Source organism: Streptomyces sp. NPDC056835, assembly GCF_042789485.1.
GTDB lineage: Bacteria > Actinomycetota > Actinomycetes > Streptomycetales > Streptomycetaceae > Streptomyces.
In genome coordinates this window covers 429,190-447,241 of the sequence record NZ_JBHUBB010000001.1, presented here as the reverse complement: position 1 = coordinate 447,241, position 18,052 = coordinate 429,190, and the positions used below count along the sequence as shown (strand labels likewise).

Annotated in this window: 12 protein-coding genes; 9 read left to right on the top strand and 3 right to left on the bottom strand. The window is 71.7% G+C overall.

The window, feature by feature from the left end; translation table 11 throughout:
- Positions 1-208 precede the first annotated feature (208 nt).
- Together ACFRMN_RS02020 and ACFRMN_RS02015 are read right to left on the bottom strand one after the other, a co-directional pair.
- The gene (locus ACFRMN_RS02020; RefSeq protein WP_383011800.1) at positions 209-1,804 is read right to left on the bottom strand and encodes an NADH-ubiquinone oxidoreductase-F iron-sulfur binding region domain-containing protein; all 1,596 of its coding nucleotides are present in this window, start codon (positions 1,802-1,804) and stop codon (positions 209-211) included.
- Positions 1,801-3,477 carry a hypothetical protein gene (locus tag ACFRMN_RS02015; protein ID WP_383011798.1) on the bottom strand — a complete coding sequence of 559 codons (1,677 nt, stop codon included), beginning with the start codon at positions 3,475-3,477 and terminating at the stop codon, positions 1,801-1,803. The genes ACFRMN_RS02020 and ACFRMN_RS02015 overlap by 4 nt, the downstream gene beginning before the upstream one ends.
- Before the next feature lie 604 nt (positions 3,478-4,081).
- Here ACFRMN_RS02015 and leuS point away from each other — a divergent pair.
- The 8 genes from leuS (at position 4,082) to holA (ending at position 15,287) form a co-directional block, all read left to right on the top strand.
- Positions 4,082-6,982 carry a leucine--tRNA ligase gene (gene leuS, locus ACFRMN_RS02010; RefSeq protein ID WP_383011795.1) on the top strand — a complete coding sequence of 967 codons (2,901 nt, stop codon included), beginning with the start codon at positions 4,082-4,084 and terminating at the stop codon, positions 6,980-6,982.
- A 212-nt stretch (positions 6,983-7,194) separates the two neighbouring features.
- On the top strand, positions 7,195-7,941 hold the full coding sequence (locus tag ACFRMN_RS02005; RefSeq protein WP_383011792.1) for a hypothetical protein: 747 nt from the start codon (positions 7,195-7,197) through the stop codon (positions 7,939-7,941).
- Between the two features lie 198 nt (positions 7,942-8,139).
- Positions 8,140-8,985, top strand: a complete 846-nt coding sequence (locus ACFRMN_RS02000; protein WP_383011789.1) for a DegV family protein — start codon at positions 8,140-8,142, stop codon at positions 8,983-8,985.
- A 214-nt stretch (positions 8,986-9,199) separates the two neighbouring features.
- On the top strand, positions 9,200-10,282 hold the full coding sequence (locus ACFRMN_RS01995) for a helix-hairpin-helix domain-containing protein (protein WP_383011786.1): 1,083 nt from the start codon (positions 9,200-9,202) through the stop codon (positions 10,280-10,282).
- Entirely contained in the window at positions 10,279-12,873 is a 2,595-nt protein-coding gene (locus tag ACFRMN_RS01990) for a ComEC/Rec2 family competence protein (protein WP_383011783.1), read from the top strand. Before ACFRMN_RS01995 ends, ACFRMN_RS01990 begins: the two co-directional genes overlap by 4 nt.
- A 180-nt stretch (positions 12,874-13,053) precedes the next feature.
- Positions 13,054-13,956: a YceI family protein gene (locus ACFRMN_RS01985; RefSeq protein ID WP_383011780.1), complete on the top strand. Its 903-nt coding sequence runs from the start codon at positions 13,054-13,056 to the stop codon at positions 13,954-13,956.
- 20 nt (positions 13,957-13,976) lie between these two features.
- Entirely contained in the window at positions 13,977-14,222 is a 246-nt protein-coding gene (locus tag ACFRMN_RS01980) for a hypothetical protein (protein WP_383011777.1), read from the top strand.
- 78 nt (positions 14,223-14,300) lie between these two features.
- Positions 14,301-15,287: a DNA polymerase III subunit delta gene (gene holA, locus ACFRMN_RS01975; RefSeq protein ID WP_383011774.1), complete on the top strand. Its 987-nt coding sequence runs from the start codon at positions 14,301-14,303 to the stop codon at positions 15,285-15,287.
- A 280-nt stretch (positions 15,288-15,567) separates the two neighbouring features.
- Here holA and rpsT read toward each other — a convergent pair whose 3' ends face one another.
- A complete protein-coding gene (gene rpsT / locus ACFRMN_RS01970; RefSeq protein ID WP_030352331.1) occupies positions 15,568-15,834 on the bottom strand; it encodes a 30S ribosomal protein S20 in 267 nt (88 codons plus the stop codon).
- Between the two features lie 203 nt (positions 15,835-16,037).
- Between rpsT and lepA the strand changes: the two genes are divergently transcribed.
- Positions 16,038-17,906 carry a translation elongation factor 4 gene (lepA, locus tag ACFRMN_RS01965; RefSeq protein ID WP_383011771.1) on the top strand — a complete coding sequence of 623 codons (1,869 nt, stop codon included), beginning with the start codon at positions 16,038-16,040 and terminating at the stop codon, positions 17,904-17,906.
- Positions 17,907-18,052 lie beyond the last annotated feature (146 nt).

The window sequence follows — 18,052 nt, the reverse complement described above, 5'->3', positions numbered from 1 at the left end:
CGCGCGCCCGACGACAACCCACCTGCCCCCCACCGCAGTGCCGCCCCCCCCCCCCAACCCCTCTTCCGGCTTGGCGTCCCGCGCCCGCCCCCCCCCCCGGGCCCCCCCCGCTTCTCGTCTGTGTGCTGTGTGCTGTCCGCTGTGCACTTGTGTCCATGGGGCCGTGGGCCGGCGGGCGCCCGTGGTGGGCACCCGCCGGCCGTATGTCTCAACCGCGCCCGGGGCCCAGGGCCTTGCGGCCTCCGCTGGGCGGCAGCGCCGCGCGCGCGGACCGTTCGGGGCGCACCGGCGCGGGCTGTTCGATACGGAGCGCGAGCGCGGGGCAGCGGCGCACCGCGCGCTGCGCACGCCCGCGCAGATGCATCGGAACCGACGCGTCCGCGAGCGCCGGATAGCCGTCGGGTCCCATCCGGATCAGCTCGGGGACGATGTCCGCGCAGAGACCGTGGCCCTGGCACAGCGTCCAGTCCACCGCGAGCTTCTCCCCGCTCGGAATGGACTCCTCCGCCTCCTGGTAGCCCGGTCCCGGCAGCGGCAGCACCCCCGTCGTCTCGCGCCCGCAGCCGCCGTCCAGCACATGCGCGGCGAGGTCGTCGGTGAACGCCGACAGGGTGGAGGCGAAGAACCGCGCGGAACCGTCGGGGTGCTTGCAGGCGCCCCGGCCCTTGACCGCCTGGGTCACCGCGCGCAGCGCCTCCAGCGCGGCCTGGCCGCCGCCGTTGATGACATCGGAGAGGCCGCCCGCCGCCGCGGGCAGCCCGAGCTTGCAGGGGCCGCACTGCCCCGCCGTCTCGGCCGCCAGCCAGTTGGCGACCCGTAGCGCCTCACCCAGCGGACAGGTCTCGGGGCCGATCGGCAGAATCGCGCCCGCGCCCAGCGCGCCGCCGAAGGACGCGAAGGACTCCTTGGAGATGACGGCCTCATGGGCGGCCATCGCGTCGATCCAGTTGCCGTGGTAGCCGCCGGTCAGCACGCCCTGGGGCATCGGCGGGGCGCCGGCCATCTGGAGGACGTACCGCAGCGGCACCCCCGACGGCGCCTCGACCACCATGGGACGGGCGACCGCGCCGGAAATGGTGAGCAGGACCGTGCCCGGCTCGCTGTCGAGCCCGGTGTGACCGTAACGGCGGGCGCCGATACGGGCGGCGACGGCCAGCTGGGCGAAGGTCTCGGCGTTCGACAGCAGCGTCGGAAGACCGGCCACCCCGGACTCGGCGGCGCGCTCGCGGCGGCCGGGCGGCAGGGCGGGCCCGCCGCCGATGGCACGGATCACGGACGAGGCCTCGCCCGAGACCATGCGCTCGGGGGTACGGATCACCCGCGCGCGCAGCGCCTGGCCGCGCCGGTCGGACAGTCCGCGTTCGGCGAGGGCCGCGCGGATCGAGACCTCGGTGGAGTTGCGGGTGACGGCGACGACCAGGGTGCGGGCGCCAAGCGCCTCGGCGGCCAGCAGCGCGCCGTCGAGTATGAGATGCGGGGCTCGGTTGATCAGGACCGTGTCCTTGCGGCAGGGGGGCTCGCCCTCGCTGCCGTTGATCACGACGACCGGCCGTACGCCGCGGCGGATCGCGGCCTTGGCTACCGCCCGCAGCTTCTTGCCGAACGGGAAGCCGGCGCCGCCGCGGCCCGTCAGGGAGATGTTCTCGGCGAGCTGTGCCAGCCGCTCGCCGGTCATCGGCTCCAGCGGGCCGTGCACCTTGAGATGCATGGGCAGATCGAGGCGTTCGACCAGGTCGAATCCCTGGGTCAGCTGGGGGAGGCCGACGACACGGACTTCGGGGACATCGGGGAGCGGGGTGTTCACGGTCGGTCTCCTGCGGGTGCGTGCCAGGGTTCCCCGGCCGGGGGCGGATAGAGGGGGCCGGGCGGCGGATCGGCGGGACCGGGCGTGTCCTGCCCTGGGGAGGCCGGGCCGGGTGTGCCCGGGCCGGGTGTGGCCGGGCCGGGGAACGCCGACGCCTGCCCGGTATAGGGCCCGCCGGCGTAGGACCCGCCGTCGTAGGCGGGGGTGGGGCCGGTGTCGTACGGGGGAACGACGCCCGTCCCGTACGCGGGGACGGAACCGGTGTCGTAGGAGCCCGTGCCGTACGGGGAGGCTCCCGTCGGGCCGTAGGCCGAGGTGGGGCCCGCGTCGTACGGGGGCGGGTCGTACGGGGGCGGTGCGGGCGGGGCGAAAGCCTGCGGCGGCCGGGGCGGGGAAGGGGCGGGCCAGCCGCCCGTCCTGCCCGGGGGCTCTTCGGGGACGACCGGGATCTCCTCGGTCATCGGTATCCGCTCGGCGAGCGGTATCCCGCCGGGGGGCGGTTCCGGGGGCGGGGGCGGCACCGGCATCCGCGTGGTGGCTTCGGTCCCCGGCGTCCCCAGCGAGACCGCGCGGTAGCCGGCGGAGATGCCCGTACCGGTGTCCGACAGCGGATCGGCGCCGAGGCCCTGGTACGCGCCGGCGCGAGGGGCGATGAAGGTGTCGGCCAGGGGGTCGACGGCCGGGAAGGGATCGCCCGGAGGCCGGGGCGCCTCGTACAACGGCGGGGAAGGGGCGGCGAGCCGTGGCGGCGTACGGGGCGGGTCGAGCGGCGTTCCCAGCGACGGGCCGGGCACGGCGGGCTCGCGCTGGAGGCGCCCCGTGTACCGGGGCCGCGGGGGAACGCCCGTCGCGCCCGGGAGCGGGTCCGAGGCGGGATCGCGCCGGGACGGCTCGGTCTCCGCCGTCTCATGGGCGGCCTCGTTCGCGCCGTTCACTCCGTTCACTCCGTTCACTCCGTTCACCCCGTTCACCCCGTTCGCGCCGGTCAGCGACACGATCTTGTCGGCGATCCGGCGCTTGAGCGGGCGTGGGAAGAGCCGTACGGACACGGCGGCGGCCACCCCGGCCAGGGTGAGGCAGTACAGCGTGGTGACATAGGTGGCCGCGGGGCGGCCCGCGAAGAGGCCGTGCACCAGAGCGAAGCACCAGGCCGGGTAGGCCAGCATGTGCACCGCCCGCCAGCGCCCCGCGAACCGGCCGGGGAGGGCGAAGGCGCTGCGCATCGCGCCGGTCGTGGCCGCGATGATCATCAGCAGTCCGGCGAGCGAACCGAAGCCGATGAGGCCGTTGGCGCCGTTGATACCGAGGCCGAACGGCACCAGGGCGCCGATCAGCGCCACATGTCCGAGCGACACCTTGACGGTGACATGCAGCAGCAGAAAGCCGAGCGAGGCCACCGCGGTCGCCCGGTGGACGCCTTGAGCCAGCAGCCGGTGCCGTGGGGAGAGCAATAACCGGTCGGTGGCTATCAGGCCCCAGACGACGGCCCCGGACAGGGACAGCAGCGACAGCACGCCGGCGCCGAAATCGAGGAAGTCACGGAAATCGTCACCTCCCGCGACGGCGAGTAGCGGCACCAGTACCAGTGCGGCGACGGATACTCCGCCCTGTATCTGCCGGCTCTTGTCGGGATCCAGGTTGAGCGATGAACTGGGCTTGCGTTGAGGGTTCATGGGGGCAACTCCGAATGGCTCGGGAAAGCGGTCCCGTGGCCGCATGCTAGGTGGAGCCATACCGGGCAGTACCGGGTTTGCGGGTTTAGCCGGGGAGAGGTGAGTTATCCGACTCCGCGGTTGCCCGGATAGGGGCTGATACGCGGAGTAAGCCGGGTGCGGCGCTCGCCCCGGCGGTTTCGCGGGGGCCCGCGACATGCCCAACGCCGTTTCCCTGTCAAGCCCTTCTGTCAACCCTTTCGCTCACTCTCACCCGTGCTCTGCGCACACCCTCCCCGGGCCCTCCCCGTCTCCTCCCCGCCGTCTCCCCGGACTCTCCCCCTCCGGGGCGCCCCTCGGTCATGACTTTGGTCGGAGGTGGCCCCGCGTGATACGTCGGTGCGGGCCGTCGGACGCTGCGGTACCCTGACGCCATGCGTGCCGTACGCCTTCTGCTTAGCGGGCCGCGCTGATCAGTCCCGACGGATGACAGAGATCCGGTCGGAATCAGCGCGGCGTCCCCTCCTGTGTGAGGGGCTTTTTCGTTCACCGACCGGCGCCACCATTCGCCGAATGGCACGGCCGAATCCGCTGGCAGAGACGATCGATGGAGCTTCAGAGAATCATGAGCGAGACGAATTCCGCTGCCGCCGAGCCCGTGGCGCCGCACCGCTACACGGCGGCCATGGCCGCCGACATCGAGGCACGCTGGCAGGACTTCTGGGACGCCGAGGGCACGTACGAGGCGCCGAACCCCACGGGTGATCTGGCCGGCGACCCGGAGCTGGTCGCGAAGCCCAAGAAGTTCATCATGGACATGTTCCCGTACCCGTCGGGCACGGGGCTGCACGTCGGTCATCCCCTGGGCTATATCGCCACCGACGCGTTCGCCCGCCACCAGCGCATGACCGGGCACAACGTGCTGCACACGCTGGGTTTCGACGCCTTCGGCCTGCCGGCCGAGCAGCACGCGGTCGCCACCGGCACGCACCCCCGCGTGTCGACCGAGGCGGCCATGGACAACATGAAGGTCCAGCTGCGCCGACTGGGTCTGGGCCACGACAAGCGCCGGTCCGTGGCGACCATCGACCCGGACTACTACAAGTGGACCCAGTGGATCTTCGTACAGATCTTCAACTCCTGGTACGACAAGGACGCGGACAAGGCGCGCCCGATCGAGGCGCTGGTGGCGCAGTTCGAGAGCGGGGAGCGCACGACGCCCGACGGGCGCCCCTGGAGCGCGCTGAACGCTGCTGAGCGCGCCGATGTCCTGGGCGAGTACCGGCTGGCGTACGCCTCCGACGCACCGGTCAACTGGGCTCCCGGCCTGGGCACCGTCCTGGCCAATGAGGAAGTCACCGCGGACGGCCGCTCCGAGCGCGGCAACTTCCCCGTGTTCAAGGCGAAGCTGCGCCAGTGGAACATGCGGATCACCGCCTACGCGGACCGGCTGCTGAACGATCTGGACGCGCTGGACTGGCCCGAGGCCATCAAGCTGCAGCAGCGCAACTGGATCGGGCGCAGCGAGGGCGCGCGCGTCGACTTCCCCGTCCATGTCGGTGACGACGGTCACATGGACGCCATCACCGTCTTCACCACGCGCCAGGACACGCTGTTCGGCGCCACGTACATGGTGCTGGCGCCGGAGCACGACCTGGTCGAGAAGGTCGTTCCGGCCGCCTGGCCCGAGGGCACGCACGACGTATGGACGGGGGGCCACGCCACCCCCGCCGAGGCCGTCGACGCGTACCGCAAGCAGGCGGCGTCGAAGTCCGACGTCGAGCGGCAGGCCGAGGCGAAGGACAAGACCGGTGTCTTCACCGGCGTGTACGCCACCAACCCGGTCAGCGGTGACCGCGTACCCGTCTTCATCGCCGACTATGTGCTGATGGGGTACGGCACAGGCGCGATCATGGCCGTACCGGCGCACGACAGCCGTGACTTCGCGTTCGCGCGCGCCTTCGAGCTGCCGATGCGCTGTGTGGTCGAGCCCTCGGACGGCCGTTCCACCGACCCCGCCGAGTGGGACGACGCGTTCGCCTCGTACGACGCGCGTCTCATCAACTCGGCCGGCGAGGACATCTCGCTGGACGGTCTGGGCGTCACCGAGGCCAAGACGCGGATCACGGAGTGGCTGGCCGCGCGCGGTATCGGCGAGGGGACCGTCAACTTCCGGCTGCGCGACTGGCTGTTCAGCCGGCAGCGGTACTGGGGCGAGCCGTTCCCGATCGTCTACGACGAGGACGGCACGGCGCACGCCCTGCCCGAGTCGATGCTGCCGCTGGAGCTGCCGGAGGTCGACGACTACTCGCCACGCACGTTTGACCCGGACGACGCGGACACGCAGCCGGAGACGCCGCTGTCACGGAACGCGGACTGGGTCGATGTCGAGCTGGACCTGGGGCAGGGCGAGGGCGTCAAGCGCTACCGCCGGGAGACCAACACCATGCCGAACTGGGCCGGTTCGTGCTGGTACGAGCTGCGCTACCTGGACCCGCACAACAGCGAGAAGCTGGTCGACCCGGCCATCGAGCAGTACTGGATGGGCCCCCGCGAAGGGCAGCCGCACGGCGGTGTCGATCTGTACGTGGGTGGTCAGGAGCACGCCGTACTGCATCTGCTGTACGCGCGTTTCTGGTCCAAGGTGCTATTCGACCTGGGGCACATCTCCTCGGTCGAGCCGTTCCACAAGCTGTACAACCAGGGCATGATCCAGGCGTTCGTCTACCGGGACAGCCGTGGCATCGCGGTGCCGGCCGCCGAGGTCGAGGAGCGGGACGGCGCGCACTGGTACCAGGGCGCGAAGGTCAGCCGCGTCCTGGGCAAGATGGGCAAGTCCCTGAAGAACGCGGTCACTCCGGACGAGATCTGCGCCGAGTACGGCGCGGACACGCTGCGGCTGTACGAGATGGCCATGGGCCCGCTGGATGTCTCGCGGCCGTGGGACACCCGCGCGGTCGTCGGCCAGTACCGGCTGCTGCAGCGGTTGTGGCGCAATGTGGTGGACGAGACGACCGGCGAGGTCACCGTCGTGGACACGGCGGACGCCGACATCGACGAGGACACGCTGCGCGCGCTGCACAAGGCGATCGACGGGGTCTCGCAGGACATGGCGGGGCTGCGGTTCAACACGGCCATCGCGAAGATGACCGAGCTGAACAACCACCTGACCAAGACGGACGGCCCGGTCCCGCGCTCGGTCGCCGAGCGGCTGGTGCTGCTGGTCGCGCCGCTGGCCCCGCATATCGCCGAGGAGCTGTGGCGCAGGCTGGGCCACTCCGACTCGGTGGTGCACCAGGACTTCCCGGTCGCGGACCCGGCGTATGTGGTCGACGAGACCGTGACCTGCGTGGTGCAGATCAAGGGCAAGGTCAAGGCGCGGCTGGAGGTCTCCCCGTCGATCTCGGACGAGGAGCTGGAGGCGCTGGCGCTGGGGGACGCGGCGGTGGTCGCGGCGCTGGACGGCGGGGGCATCCGGAAGGTGATCGTGCGGGCGCCGAAGCTGGTGAACATCGTTCCCGCGTAGTTCCTGGGCGTAGCACCTCGGTGCTCCCGGTGTTTCCGGGCGTTATCTCGGTCGGTGGGCGCCTTTGGTGCCGCTTCGCGGGCACAGGGCTTTCCCCTACGGGCAGGTTGAGGGTTTCCTACGGAACCCTCGGCCTGCCTGTTGCGTTTACGGTGGAGGAAGCGGCCCGCGGAAAGCCGCTCCGAACATGACCCGAACGCGAAGGGGCGCCCATGGACGTCGTGATCCTGATCGTGGCGCTGCTCTTCGTCGCCTTTGTGGCGCTGGGAGTGTTTGTGAGCGTGAAGGCGGTGCGCGCGGCCAAGCGGAGCGTGGACCGTACGATCTCGCAGGCCCGCCGGACCGTCGAGGACACCACGCTGCGCGCCAGAAGCATCGGTCAGACGGGCGCGGCGGGGGAGCTGGCGCAGCTGCGGCTGAGTCTGCGGACCTCGATGCGGTCGACGCAGGACGCGCTCCAGTCCGGTGTGGCGGAGGACGCCTCGCTGTCGGAGTCGATCGAGCTCTTCCAGCGGCTGAGCGCGCACGGCCATGAGCTGGACGACGAGCTGCGGCAGCTGGAGCGGGATCCGGACCGGGTGAGGGTCGCGGAGCGGCTTCAGGATGTGCGCGAGCGTACGGAACGGATCACGCACGCGGCGGACTCACTGCGCTGGGCGGCGCGGGACCGGGCCCGGAAGTTCGCGGAGGACGACCTGTCGTCGCTGAGCGCGCAGATCGATGTGGAGTCGGGGGCGCTCCGGCACTGGTCGACGGCGGAGGAACGGCCGGAGCGGGAGCCGATGGTGTGGCCGGAGCCGGAGGGCTCCGGGGCCGGGGCCGCCGGGGCGGAGCGGGCCGGCCCCGCGACCGGCGACCAGGGCGGGCCGGAGGCGATCGAGCCGCCCGATCCTCGGCGGCAGCAGACGTATCCCTGGCAGAAGGCGCCCGGGCGGACCAGGCCCGAGACGACGACTTGACAGTCCGAGACCGTGACTTGGTGGTCCGGGGCCATGGACTGATGGTGCGGGGCCACGGACTGATGGTGCGGGGCCACGGACGGCTGCCCGTCCGGGACCACGGTCCGATGCGGGATCACGGCATGTGCGGAGGCGGAAACGATCACTGACATGGGGGCGGGCTGCCGACCATGGGCGATGACGGGTAACCTCCCGCTCATGTCCCGCCATGTCGCGATCGTCACCGATTCCACGGCCTACCTGCCGCCGCAGACGATGGAGCGGCACGGCATCACAGCGGTGCCGCTGACCGTCGTGCTGGGCGACCGCGCGCTGGAGGAGGGCACGGAGATCTCGGCGCGTTCGCTCGCCGTGGCGCTTCAGAAGCGACGCTCCGTGACCACGTCCCGGCCGAGCCCGGATGTCTTCGCCGCCGCGTACCGCGAGGCGGCGGAAGCCGGTGCGACCGGGATCGTCTCCCTTCATCTGTCGGCCGAGTTCTCCGGGACGTACGACGCCGCCGTGCTCGCGGCGAAGGACGCGCCCGTGCCGGTACGTGTGGTGGACACCGGCATGGTGGCGATGGCGCTCGGGTTCTGCGCGCTGGCGGCGGCCGAGGCGGTGGAGGGGGACGGCACGCTCGACGAGGCGGTGGCCGCCGCCGAGAAGCGGGCCGCCGGGACCTCCGCGTACTTCTATGTGGACACGCTGGACTATCTGCGGCGGGGCGGCCGGATCGGCGCCGCCCAGGCGCTGCTGGGCTCCGCGCTCGCGGTGAAGCCGCTGCTCCAACTGGACGGCGGGCGTATCGAGCTGCTGGAGAAGGTGCGTACGGCGTCGAAGGCGATCGCGCGGCTGGAGGAGATCGTCGCCGAACGGGCGGGCACGAGCGAGGTGGACATCGCCGTGCACCATCTGGCCGCACCCGAAAGGGCGTTGACGCTGGCCGAGCGGCTGCGTGAGCGGGTGCCGGGGCTGGTGGATCTGCATGTCAGCGAGGTGGGCGCGGTGATCGGGGCGCATACCGGGCCGGGGCTGCTGGGGGCTGTGATCTCCCCGCGCTGACTGGGGCGGCCGGGCGGCGGCTCGGCGGCCGGTCGCGGCTCGGCGGGGGTGTGACCACTTCGGCGGGGATGTGACCACTTCGGCGGGGATGTGACCACTTCGGTGGGGGTGTGACCACTCGTAGGGGTGACCGAGTTATCCACAACTCGCTTGTTGTCCACGAGAATTCGGCCTGCTCAGCGGGGTCGGGCGGAGGTGCCTACCGTCTTGTGTCATGGCTCTCCGAACACGCTCCGTAACCTCCGCAACCTCTGTCACCAGCGGCCCCGGCCGTGCCCCGGGCTCCGACGGCCGGGCCCGTCATGGGCGTCACGGCCGTCCCGGCGGCGTACGGACCAGCCCGCGTACGGCGCTGCCGCGCGTCGTCGGCGCGGACGGTACGGCTCCGGCCCCGATCAGCACCCCGGCACCTGCCCCAGACCCACCCCCTGCCCGAACGGACGTGCGCCGTCGCGCGGAAGCGCTCTTCGCCGGTGGGACGCCCGGGACGGGTGGCGGGGACGGCGGCACGACGCGCGGGGCAGACGGGGGTGTGGCGCCGGGCGCCGCTGTGGCGGCAGAGGCGGTTGTGGCGCCGGACGCGGCCCGGGCGGGGCGCGGGCGCGCGTGGGCGGTGTCCGCGCTGCGCGAGCGGCTTCCCCTGTGGGTGCAGCTCAGATGCGGTCTGGAGCCCCGGACACTCGCGGCGCTCGCGGTGGTCCTGGTGGTGGGCGTGATCCTGGCCGGTCATCACTTCTGGAGCGGTCGGCCGGAGACCGTCAAGGCTCCGGAGACCGTCGGCGCGGAGGCTGTCAGCGCGGAGGCCGTGATCCCCGGGGTACGGCCGGAGACCTCGCCCTCGCCGTCATGGTCGGCTCGTGTCGTCGTCGATGTGAGCGGGAAGGTGCGGCGGCCCGGAGTCCTGCGGCTGCCCGCCGGATCACGGGTCGCCGACGCGCTGCGTGCCGCCGGGGGAGCGAAGCCCGGTGCGGATCTGACCGGGCTCAACCGGGCGCGGGTGCTGATGGACGGCGAACAGGTCCTGGTGGGCGGCCCCGCTCCACCGGGAGCGGGCGTCGGCGCGGGCGTCGGCGCTGGCGCGGCCGACGGTGCCCGGGCCGCCGCGGGGCCGGTGAGCCTCAACGCGGCCACGCCCGAACAGCTCGACACGCTTCCCGGGGTCGGTCCGGTGCTCGCCCAGCACATCATCGACTACCGCGGCAGGCACGGCGGTTTCCGGTCCGTCGATGAATTGCGCGAGGTCAACGGCATCGGGGAGCGCAGGTTCGCGGACCTCCAGTCCCTGGTACGGCCATGACGCGCCCGGTGGTTCACCCGACGGCCGGGCACGGCCCGGGGTCCGCCAACCCCCGCCAGGAGGCACCGGCCGACCTCCGGCTGGTCCCGCTCGCCCTGGCGGCGTGGGGCGCGGCGGCCCTGGCGCTGGGAACCCCAGGGCGCTGGACCGCCGTTGGCGTGCTCGCCTGTCTGCTCGGCGCGGGTCTGCTGCTGGTGTGGCCGGATTCCGGGCCGAAGCGACGGCTCAAGCGACGGCTCAAGCAGCGGCTCAAGCGAAGGCTCAACGGTGTGGCCGTCGCGGGGGTGCTGCTCTGCGCCGCCGCCGGAGCGGCGTCCGCCGGGCTGCACGCCGCCGATCTGCACCGGGGCCCCGTACCGGGCCTCGCGGAGCGGTACGCCCGCGTCACCACGGAGTTGACGGTGACCTCCGACCCCCGGCCCACGCGTCCCAGGGTCCGCGGGGATCGGATCGCGGGTGGTGGGTTCGTCCTGGACGCGGACCTCACCCGGGTGAGGACGCCCCGGGCCGGGACCACCACGGGCCGGACGCCCGTCCTCGTCATCGTCGCGCCCGGTGAGCACTCCGGCCGGTGGCGGCTGCTGCTGCCTTCCACGCGGCTGCGGCTGACCGGGAAGCTCGCGCCTCCCCTCCGTGAGGACGACCGCTACGCCGCGGCGTTACGGGTGGAGGGGACGGGCCCGCCGCTGGTCATCGGCGCGCCGACGCCCGTACAGCGCAGGGCCGGAGAGCTGCGTGCCGGGCTGCGTGAGGCCACCGAGGGGCTGCCGCCCGATGCCCGCGCCCTGCTGCCGGGGCTGGTCGTCGGCGACACCTCACGCGTCCCGCCCGAGCTGCACGACGCGTTCGCGGCGACCGATCTGCTGCATCTGATGGCGGTCTCCGGAAGCAATCTGACGATTGTCCTCGCTCTGCTGATCGGGCCGGCCGGGCTGGCCATCAGAGCCGAACGGCGCGGGCTCGCCCCGCGTCTGGGGATCTCACTGCGGTCGACGGCGCTGCTCGGAGGGGTGCTCACGCTCGCCTTCGTGATCGTCTGCCGGCCGGAGCCCAGTGTGCTGCGGGCCGCGGCCTGCGGGGCGATCACTCTCCTCGCCATCGGCACGGGCCGCCGCAGATCCCTGCTTCCGGCGCTGGCCGCCGCCGTACTGCTGCTGGTGCTCTACGACCCCTGGCTGGCCCGGAGCTACGGCTTCCTCCTCTCCGTACTGGCCACCGGCGCCCTGCTCACCCTCGGGCCGCGGTGGAGCGCGGCGCTGGTGCGGCGCGGGGTGCCGCCTCGGCTCGCGGAGGTGCTGGCCGCGGCCGGCGCGGCGCAGGCGGTGTGCGCGCCCGTGGTGGCCGTGTTCGCGGCCAGGGTCGGGCTGGTGGCGATCCCCTGCAACCTCTTCGCCGAACTGGCGGTCGCCCCGGCCACGGTCCTCGGCTTCGCCGCGCTCGCCGTGGCGCCCGTGGCGATGCCCGTGGCCGAGGCGCTGGCCCACTGCGCGGGCTGGCCGGCGGGATGGATCGCGTCCGTCGCGCGCGGTGGCGCGGCTCTGCCGGGCGCGGAGGCCGCCTGGCCCGGCGGCTGGCGTGGTGGCCTGCTGCTCGCCGTGGTGACGGTCCTCGTCCTGCTCGCCCTACGGCGTGTCCCGCGCCATCCCTGGACGGCCGCGGTCTGCGCCGTACTGCTGCTGCTCGCGGTCCTCCGGCCGCCGCCGCTCACCCGGATCGTCACCGGATGGCCGCCGCCGGGATGGACGTTCGCGATGTGCGACGTCGGGCAGGGCGACGCGACCGTGCTCGCGGCGGGCGACTCCACGGCCGTGGTCGTGGACGCGGGACCCGACCCCGGGCCCGCCGACCGCTGTCTGCGGGACCTCGGCGTGACGCGTGTCCCGCTGCTGGTGCTCACCCACTTCCACGCCGATCATGTCGCGGGGCTGCCCGGCGTCCTGCGGGGCCGGGCGATCGGCGCGATCCAGACGACGGTCTTCGAAGACCCCCCGGAACAGGCCGCGTTCGTACGGAGAACGGCGGCCGGGGCGCGCGTGCCCGTCGTCCGTGCGCGGCCGGGCGAGCAGCGGCGGATCGGACCGCTGACCTGGCGGGTGCTGTGGCCGGGGGCGGGGACGGCCCCGGCGGCCGGGGGGCCGAACGACTCCAGCGTCACCCTGTTCGTACGGATCGCCCGGGGGCCGACGCTGCTGCTCCTCGGCGATCTCGAACCACCTGCTCAACGGGGCCTGCTGCGCGACTCTCCGACGCTGCCACCGGTGGATGTGCTCAAGGTGGCCCACCACGGCTCGCCCTTCCAGCACCCGGGGCTCCTGCGCGACGTACGCCCCCGGCTGGCCCTCATCTCGGTGGGCCGGGACAACCCGTACGGACACCCCTCGCCCCGTACCGTCGACGCGCTCCGTGCCGGGGGAGCGGCGGTGCTCCGTACGGATACGGACGGAGCGATCGCGGTGGTGGGGACCGGGGCCGGGCTACGGGCCGTGCCCCGGGGCCGGACCTTGTCCCAGGCGCGGGGAGCTGGTCCCGGCGGCCACAGTCACCGCCCCGTCGGCTTCGACGCGCGCGGCGATCCGGCGGCGACTCTTTGACAAGGCGGCTGCTTAACAACGGGTGACAATCGACCCCGCGAAGTCCAGTACCAGTGGGTACGTTTGCCTCCGACAAAGCAAGGGTGATCGAATGCCTATTCGTCATGGGTCGCCGCCCTCGACGATGACGTCTCCCGTGCGCGGCCCCGCAGAGCCCGAACGCACAGGGGTACGTACACCATGATCAGCCGCCTTCTCGGCCGACGGACGGCCGCTCATCAGCGAAACAATCCGCTCGCCGCGCTCTCTGTGCCCTCCGGCGCGGGGCCGCTCACCTGCCGGGTCCTCGACCCTGTCAACGAGCCTGTGGGGCAGGCCGAGTTCACGGTGAGTGACAGCGCCGGCCGTAAGATCGTGAGCGGTGAGACCGACCCCTTCGGGATGATCGTGGCGATGGTGCCCTTCGGGGAGTACCGGCTCGCCATCTCGGCCGAGAGCTTCGCCCCGTACCGGGGCAATGTGTCGCTCGCCGACGGCGCGGAGCCCAGCGGTCTCGGGGACATCGTGCTCCAGGTGGCCCCGTCGCTTCCGCTGCCCACCTCCGGCGACTGGGAGATCGAACAGGCCCACACGCGGGTGGGCTTCGCCGCCCGCCACATCGGACTCGCCCGCGTCCACGGCCGGTTCGACAACTTCGCCGGGGCGATCCGGATCGGCGACACCGTCGAGAACTCGGCGATGCATGTCGTCATCGACGCCGCTTCGATCAACACCAATGTGCGGATGCGCGACGACCATCTGCGCTCGGCGGACTTCCTCGACGTGGAGAAGTACCCGACGATGGAGTTCTACAGCGACCGCTTCGTGCACCGCGGTGGCACCACCTGGGCGATCACCGGCGGGCTCACGCTGCACGGCGTCACCCGCACGGTGACCCTCGACGCCAACTACGGCGGTATGCGCGTCGGTATGGAGGGCGAGACCCGAGCGGCCGTCGTCGCCACCACCGAACTGCACCGTGAGGACTACACCGTCAACTGGCAGACGATGCTGGCCCGTGGCATCGCCGTCGTCGGCTCCAACATCAGGATCGAGCTCGACATCCAGATCGTGCCCAAGGACACGCAGCTGAAGTACAAGTGACGACAGCCGATAATGGGTCCGTGAGCGATGTGAGACACCTGCTTGTGCTCCCCGACCGTGACGCGGCCGAGGACGCGGCGGAACAGCTGGGGGACCGGTTCGCCGTGACCCAGGCGCCCCAGCTGCTGCGGGACGCCCTGGCCGGGGAGGACGACGCGGAGGACGCCCAGTGGCTGGTGGTCGTGGAGGACCCGGAGGCGCGGATGGACACGCTCGCGCTTGACGCGTTCGCCGCCGAGTGGGGAGGCTGGCTGGAGGCGCCGTAGCCGCGCTTCGTGGCCCGGTGACCTTACGGCGACAGCCATGCGTCCGGGTGTCAGTGGGCCGTGCGACCCTGGATCACGATGGCCACCAAAAAAGCTTCCCCCGACGACCCGCTCGCCCCGCTCACGCTCGCCGTGGGCCAGGAGGATCTGCTGCTCGACCGCGCCGTGCAGCAGGTCGTGGCGGCGGCCCGCGCCTCCGACGCCGATACGGACGTACGCGACCTCACCTCCGACCAGCTCCAGCCCGGCACCCTCGCCGAGCTGACCAGCCCGTCGCTCTTCGCCGAGCGCAAGGTCGTCGTCGTACGGAACGCGCAGGATCTCTCCGCCGACACGATCAAGGACGTCAAGGCGTATCTCGACGCCCCGGCCGAGGAGATCACGCTCGTCCTGCTGCACGCCGGAGGCGCCAAGGGCAAGGGGCTGCTGGACGCCGCCCGGAAGGCGGGGGCCCGTGAGGTCGCCTGCCCCAAGACGACCAAGCCGGCGGAGCGGCTCACCTTCGTACGTTCGGAGTTCCGCGCGCTGGGCCGCTCGGCCACACCCGAAGCCTGCCAGGCGCTGGTCGACTCGATCGGCAGCGATCTGCGGGAGCTGGCGAGCGCCGTCTCCCAGCTCGCGGCGGATGTCGAGGGCACGATCGACGAAGCGGTCGTGGGCCGTTACTACACGGGCCGCGCGGAGGCGTCCAGCTTCAATGTCGCCGACCGCGCCGTGGAGGGCAGGACCGCCGAGGCCCTGGAAGCGCTGCGCTGGTCGCTGTCGACCGGAGTGGCGCCCGTACTGATCACCAGCGCCCTCGCCCAGGGGGTGCGGGCCATCGGGAAGCTCTCCTCCGCGCGCGGCGGCCGGCCCGCCGATCTCGCGCGGGAGCTGGGGATGCCCCCGTGGAAGATCGACCGCGTGCGCCAGCAGATGCGCGGCTGGACCCCGGACGGTGTGGCGACGGCGCTGCGGGCGGTCGCCGCCGCCGACGCCGGCGTCAAGGGCGGCGGTGACGACCCGGAGTACGCGCTGGAGAAGGCGGTCGTCGCGATCGCTCGCGCAGCCCGCTCCAACCGTTAGCAGCCCACTCCAACCGTTAGCCCGCCCGCTCCAACCGTTAGCCGCCCGCTCCAACCGTCAGGTCCTGTCCGCTCGACCGTGGGCGGCCACCACGGGCGAGCGGGTACGCCGAAGGCCCCGGTGATCCGTCCTGGGGAGGACGGGGCCGGGGCCTCGACGTCAAACCTGGTGAGCTCGCACCCGCGTGGCGAACGCAGTCGCGTGCGAGCTCGGGGACGCCGGTCAGGAGCGGTAGAGAGGGCCCGCTGAGTCCCGTCCGGCGGTCAAATCAAGAGAGCGCTCAGCCCTGGAGGGAGGCAACCTTGGCAGCCAGCGCCGACTTCTTGTTGGCGGCGGCGTTCTTGTGGATGACACCCTTCGAGGCAGCCTTGTCGAGCTTGCGGGACGCCTCACGAGCGGCCAGCGAGGCCTTCTCGACGTCGCCCGCGGCAGCGGCCTCACGGGCCTTGCGGATCGCGGTCTTGAGCGACGACTTGACAGCCTTGTTGCGCAGGCGTGCCTTCTCGTTGGTCTTGTTCCGCTTGATCTGGGACTTGATGTTCGCCACGAAAGAGCCTTTTCAGGTTCGGTGAATCTTGACTGAGCCGCCTCGCGCCGAGACGGCACGAGACACAGCTGTTCAGGCTACCAGTCACCCTCCGACCGGCCCAAACCGGGCGCAGTCCCGTACCCATGGGACCATGGAGCCTACGTATCGATCCGAGTCGACCCGAGACGAGACGCCGCGCGTCTCAAGAATCAGGACCCTGCGTGCCCGCGACCCCTCTCCACGTGCCCGAGCCGAGCCGTACGGACCCGGCGCTGCTCCGCAACTTCTGCATCATCGCGCACATCGACCACGGCAAGTCGACGCTCGCCGACCGGATGCTCCAGCTGACCGGAGTGGTCGACCAGCGGCAGATGCGCGCTCAGTATCTCGACCGGATGGACATCGAGCGCGAGCGCGGCATCACGATCAAGTCCCAGGCGGTCCGGCTGCCCTGGGCTCCCCGTACGGGTGAGGGCGAGGGCACGACGCATGTCCTCAATATGATCGACACGCCGGGCCACGTGGACTTCACCTATGAGGTGTCCCGTTCCCTCGCGGCCTGTGAGGGCACGATCCTGCTGGTGGACGCCGCCCAGGGCATCGAGGCGCAGACCCTCGCGAACCTCTATCTGGCGATGGAGAACGATCTCACCATCGTCCCGGTGCTCAACAAGATCGATCTGCCGGCCGCCCAGCCGGAGAAGTTCTCCGAGGAGCTGGCGAACCTCATCGGCTGCCAGCCGGAGGACGTGCTCAGGGTCTCGGCGAAGACCGGCGTCGGCGTGGACGTGCTGCTCGACCGGGTGGTCAAGGACGTACCGCCGCCGGTCGGTGTCGCGGACGCGCCCGCCCGCGCGATGATCTTCGACTCCGTCTATGACTCCTACCGCGGTGTCGTCACCTACGTACGTGTCATCGACGGCCAGCTCAACAAGCGTGAGCGGATCCGGATGATGTCCACCGGCGCCACCCACGAGCTGCTGGAGATCGGTGTCTCCTCGCCGGAGATGACCCCGGCGGACGGCCTCGGCGTCGGTGAGGTGGGCTACATCATCACCGGCGTGAAGGACGTACGGCAGTCCAAGGTCGGTGACACGATCACCACCCTCAACAAGGGGGCGACCGAGGCGCTCGGCGGCTACAAGGACCCCAAGCCGATGGTGTTCTCCGGCCTCTATCCGCTGGACGGCTCTGACTACCCCGAGCTGCGCGACGCCCTCGACAAGCTCCAGCTCAATGACGCGGCCCTGGTCTACGAGCCGGAGACCTCCGCGGCCCTCGGCTTCGGCTTCCGCGTCGGCTTCCTCGGGCTGCTGCACCTCGATGTGATCCGGGAGCGCCTGGAGCGCGAGTTCGGGCTCGATCTGATCGCCACCGCCCCCAACGTGGTCTACCGCGTGCTGATGGAGGACGGCAAGGAGCACACGGTCACCAACCCGAGCGAGTTCCCCGAGGGCAAGATCGACTCGGTGCACGAGCCGGTGGTACGGGCCACGATCCTCGCCCCGAGCGAGTTCATCGGCTCGATCATGGAGCTGTGCCAGGCCCGCCGCGGCACCCTGCTCGGCATGGACTACCTCTCCGAGGACCGGGTCGAGATCCGCTACACGCTGCCGCTCGCCGAGATCGTCTTCGACTTCTTCGACCAGCTGAAGTCCAAGACCCGGGGCTACGCCTCGCTCGACTACGAGCCCACCGGCGAGCAGACCGCCCAGCTCGTCAAGGTCGACATCCTGCTGCACGGCGACAAGGTGGACGCCTTCTCCGCCATCACCCACCGGGACCAGGCGTACGCGTACGGCGTGCGACTGGTCGCCAAGCTGCGCGAGCTGATCCCGCGCCAGGCCTTCGAGGTGCCCATCCAGGCGGCCATCGGCTCCCGGGTCATCGCTCGCGAGACCATCCGCGCCATCCGCAAGGACGTCCTCGCCAAGTGCTACGGCGGTGACATCTCCCGGAAGCGGAAGCTGCTGGAGAAGCAGAAGGAGGGCAAGAAGCGGATGAAGATGGTCGGCAGCGTGGAGGTCCCGCAGGAGGCCTTCATCGCGGTGCTCTCCAGCGACGAGTCCGGCGGTAAGGCGAAGAAGTAGCAGAGTGTGATCCACGGACAGGACGGGCCCCGCGCCGCGGCGCAGGGGCCCGTTCGCGTAGTCCGTGCCCCCTGGGGCGGTTCGTTATGAAGCGGCGTGTCGCTGCCCCTTACGTACCGGGCGGGTGGCATCTAGTCTGATCACTG

What these genes read in the sequence shown, in the direction of transcription:
- ACFRMN_RS01995 (WP_383011786.1), top strand. Translation starts at nt 9,200, where the DNA reads ATGGCTCTCCGAACACGCTCCGTAACCTCCGCAACCTCTGTCACCAGC.
- holA (WP_383011774.1), top strand. Translation starts at nt 14,301, where the DNA reads ATGGCCACCAAAAAAGCTTCCCCCGACGACCCGCTCGCCCCGCTCACG.
- ACFRMN_RS02005 (WP_383011792.1), top strand. Translation starts at nt 7,195, where the DNA reads ATGGACGTCGTGATCCTGATCGTGGCGCTGCTCTTCGTCGCCTTTGTG.
- ACFRMN_RS02000 (WP_383011789.1), top strand. Translation starts at nt 8,140, where the DNA reads ATGTCCCGCCATGTCGCGATCGTCACCGATTCCACGGCCTACCTGCCG.
- ACFRMN_RS02015 (WP_383011798.1), bottom strand. Translation starts at nt 3,477, where the DNA reads ATGAACCCTCAACGCAAGCCCAGTTCATCGCTCAACCTGGATCCCGAC.
- ACFRMN_RS01985 (WP_383011780.1), top strand. Translation starts at nt 13,054, where the DNA reads ATGATCAGCCGCCTTCTCGGCCGACGGACGGCCGCTCATCAGCGAAAC.
- leuS (WP_383011795.1), top strand. Translation starts at nt 4,082, where the DNA reads ATGAGCGAGACGAATTCCGCTGCCGCCGAGCCCGTGGCGCCGCACCGC.
- ACFRMN_RS01990 (WP_383011783.1), top strand. Translation starts at nt 10,279, where the DNA reads ATGACGCGCCCGGTGGTTCACCCGACGGCCGGGCACGGCCCGGGGTCC.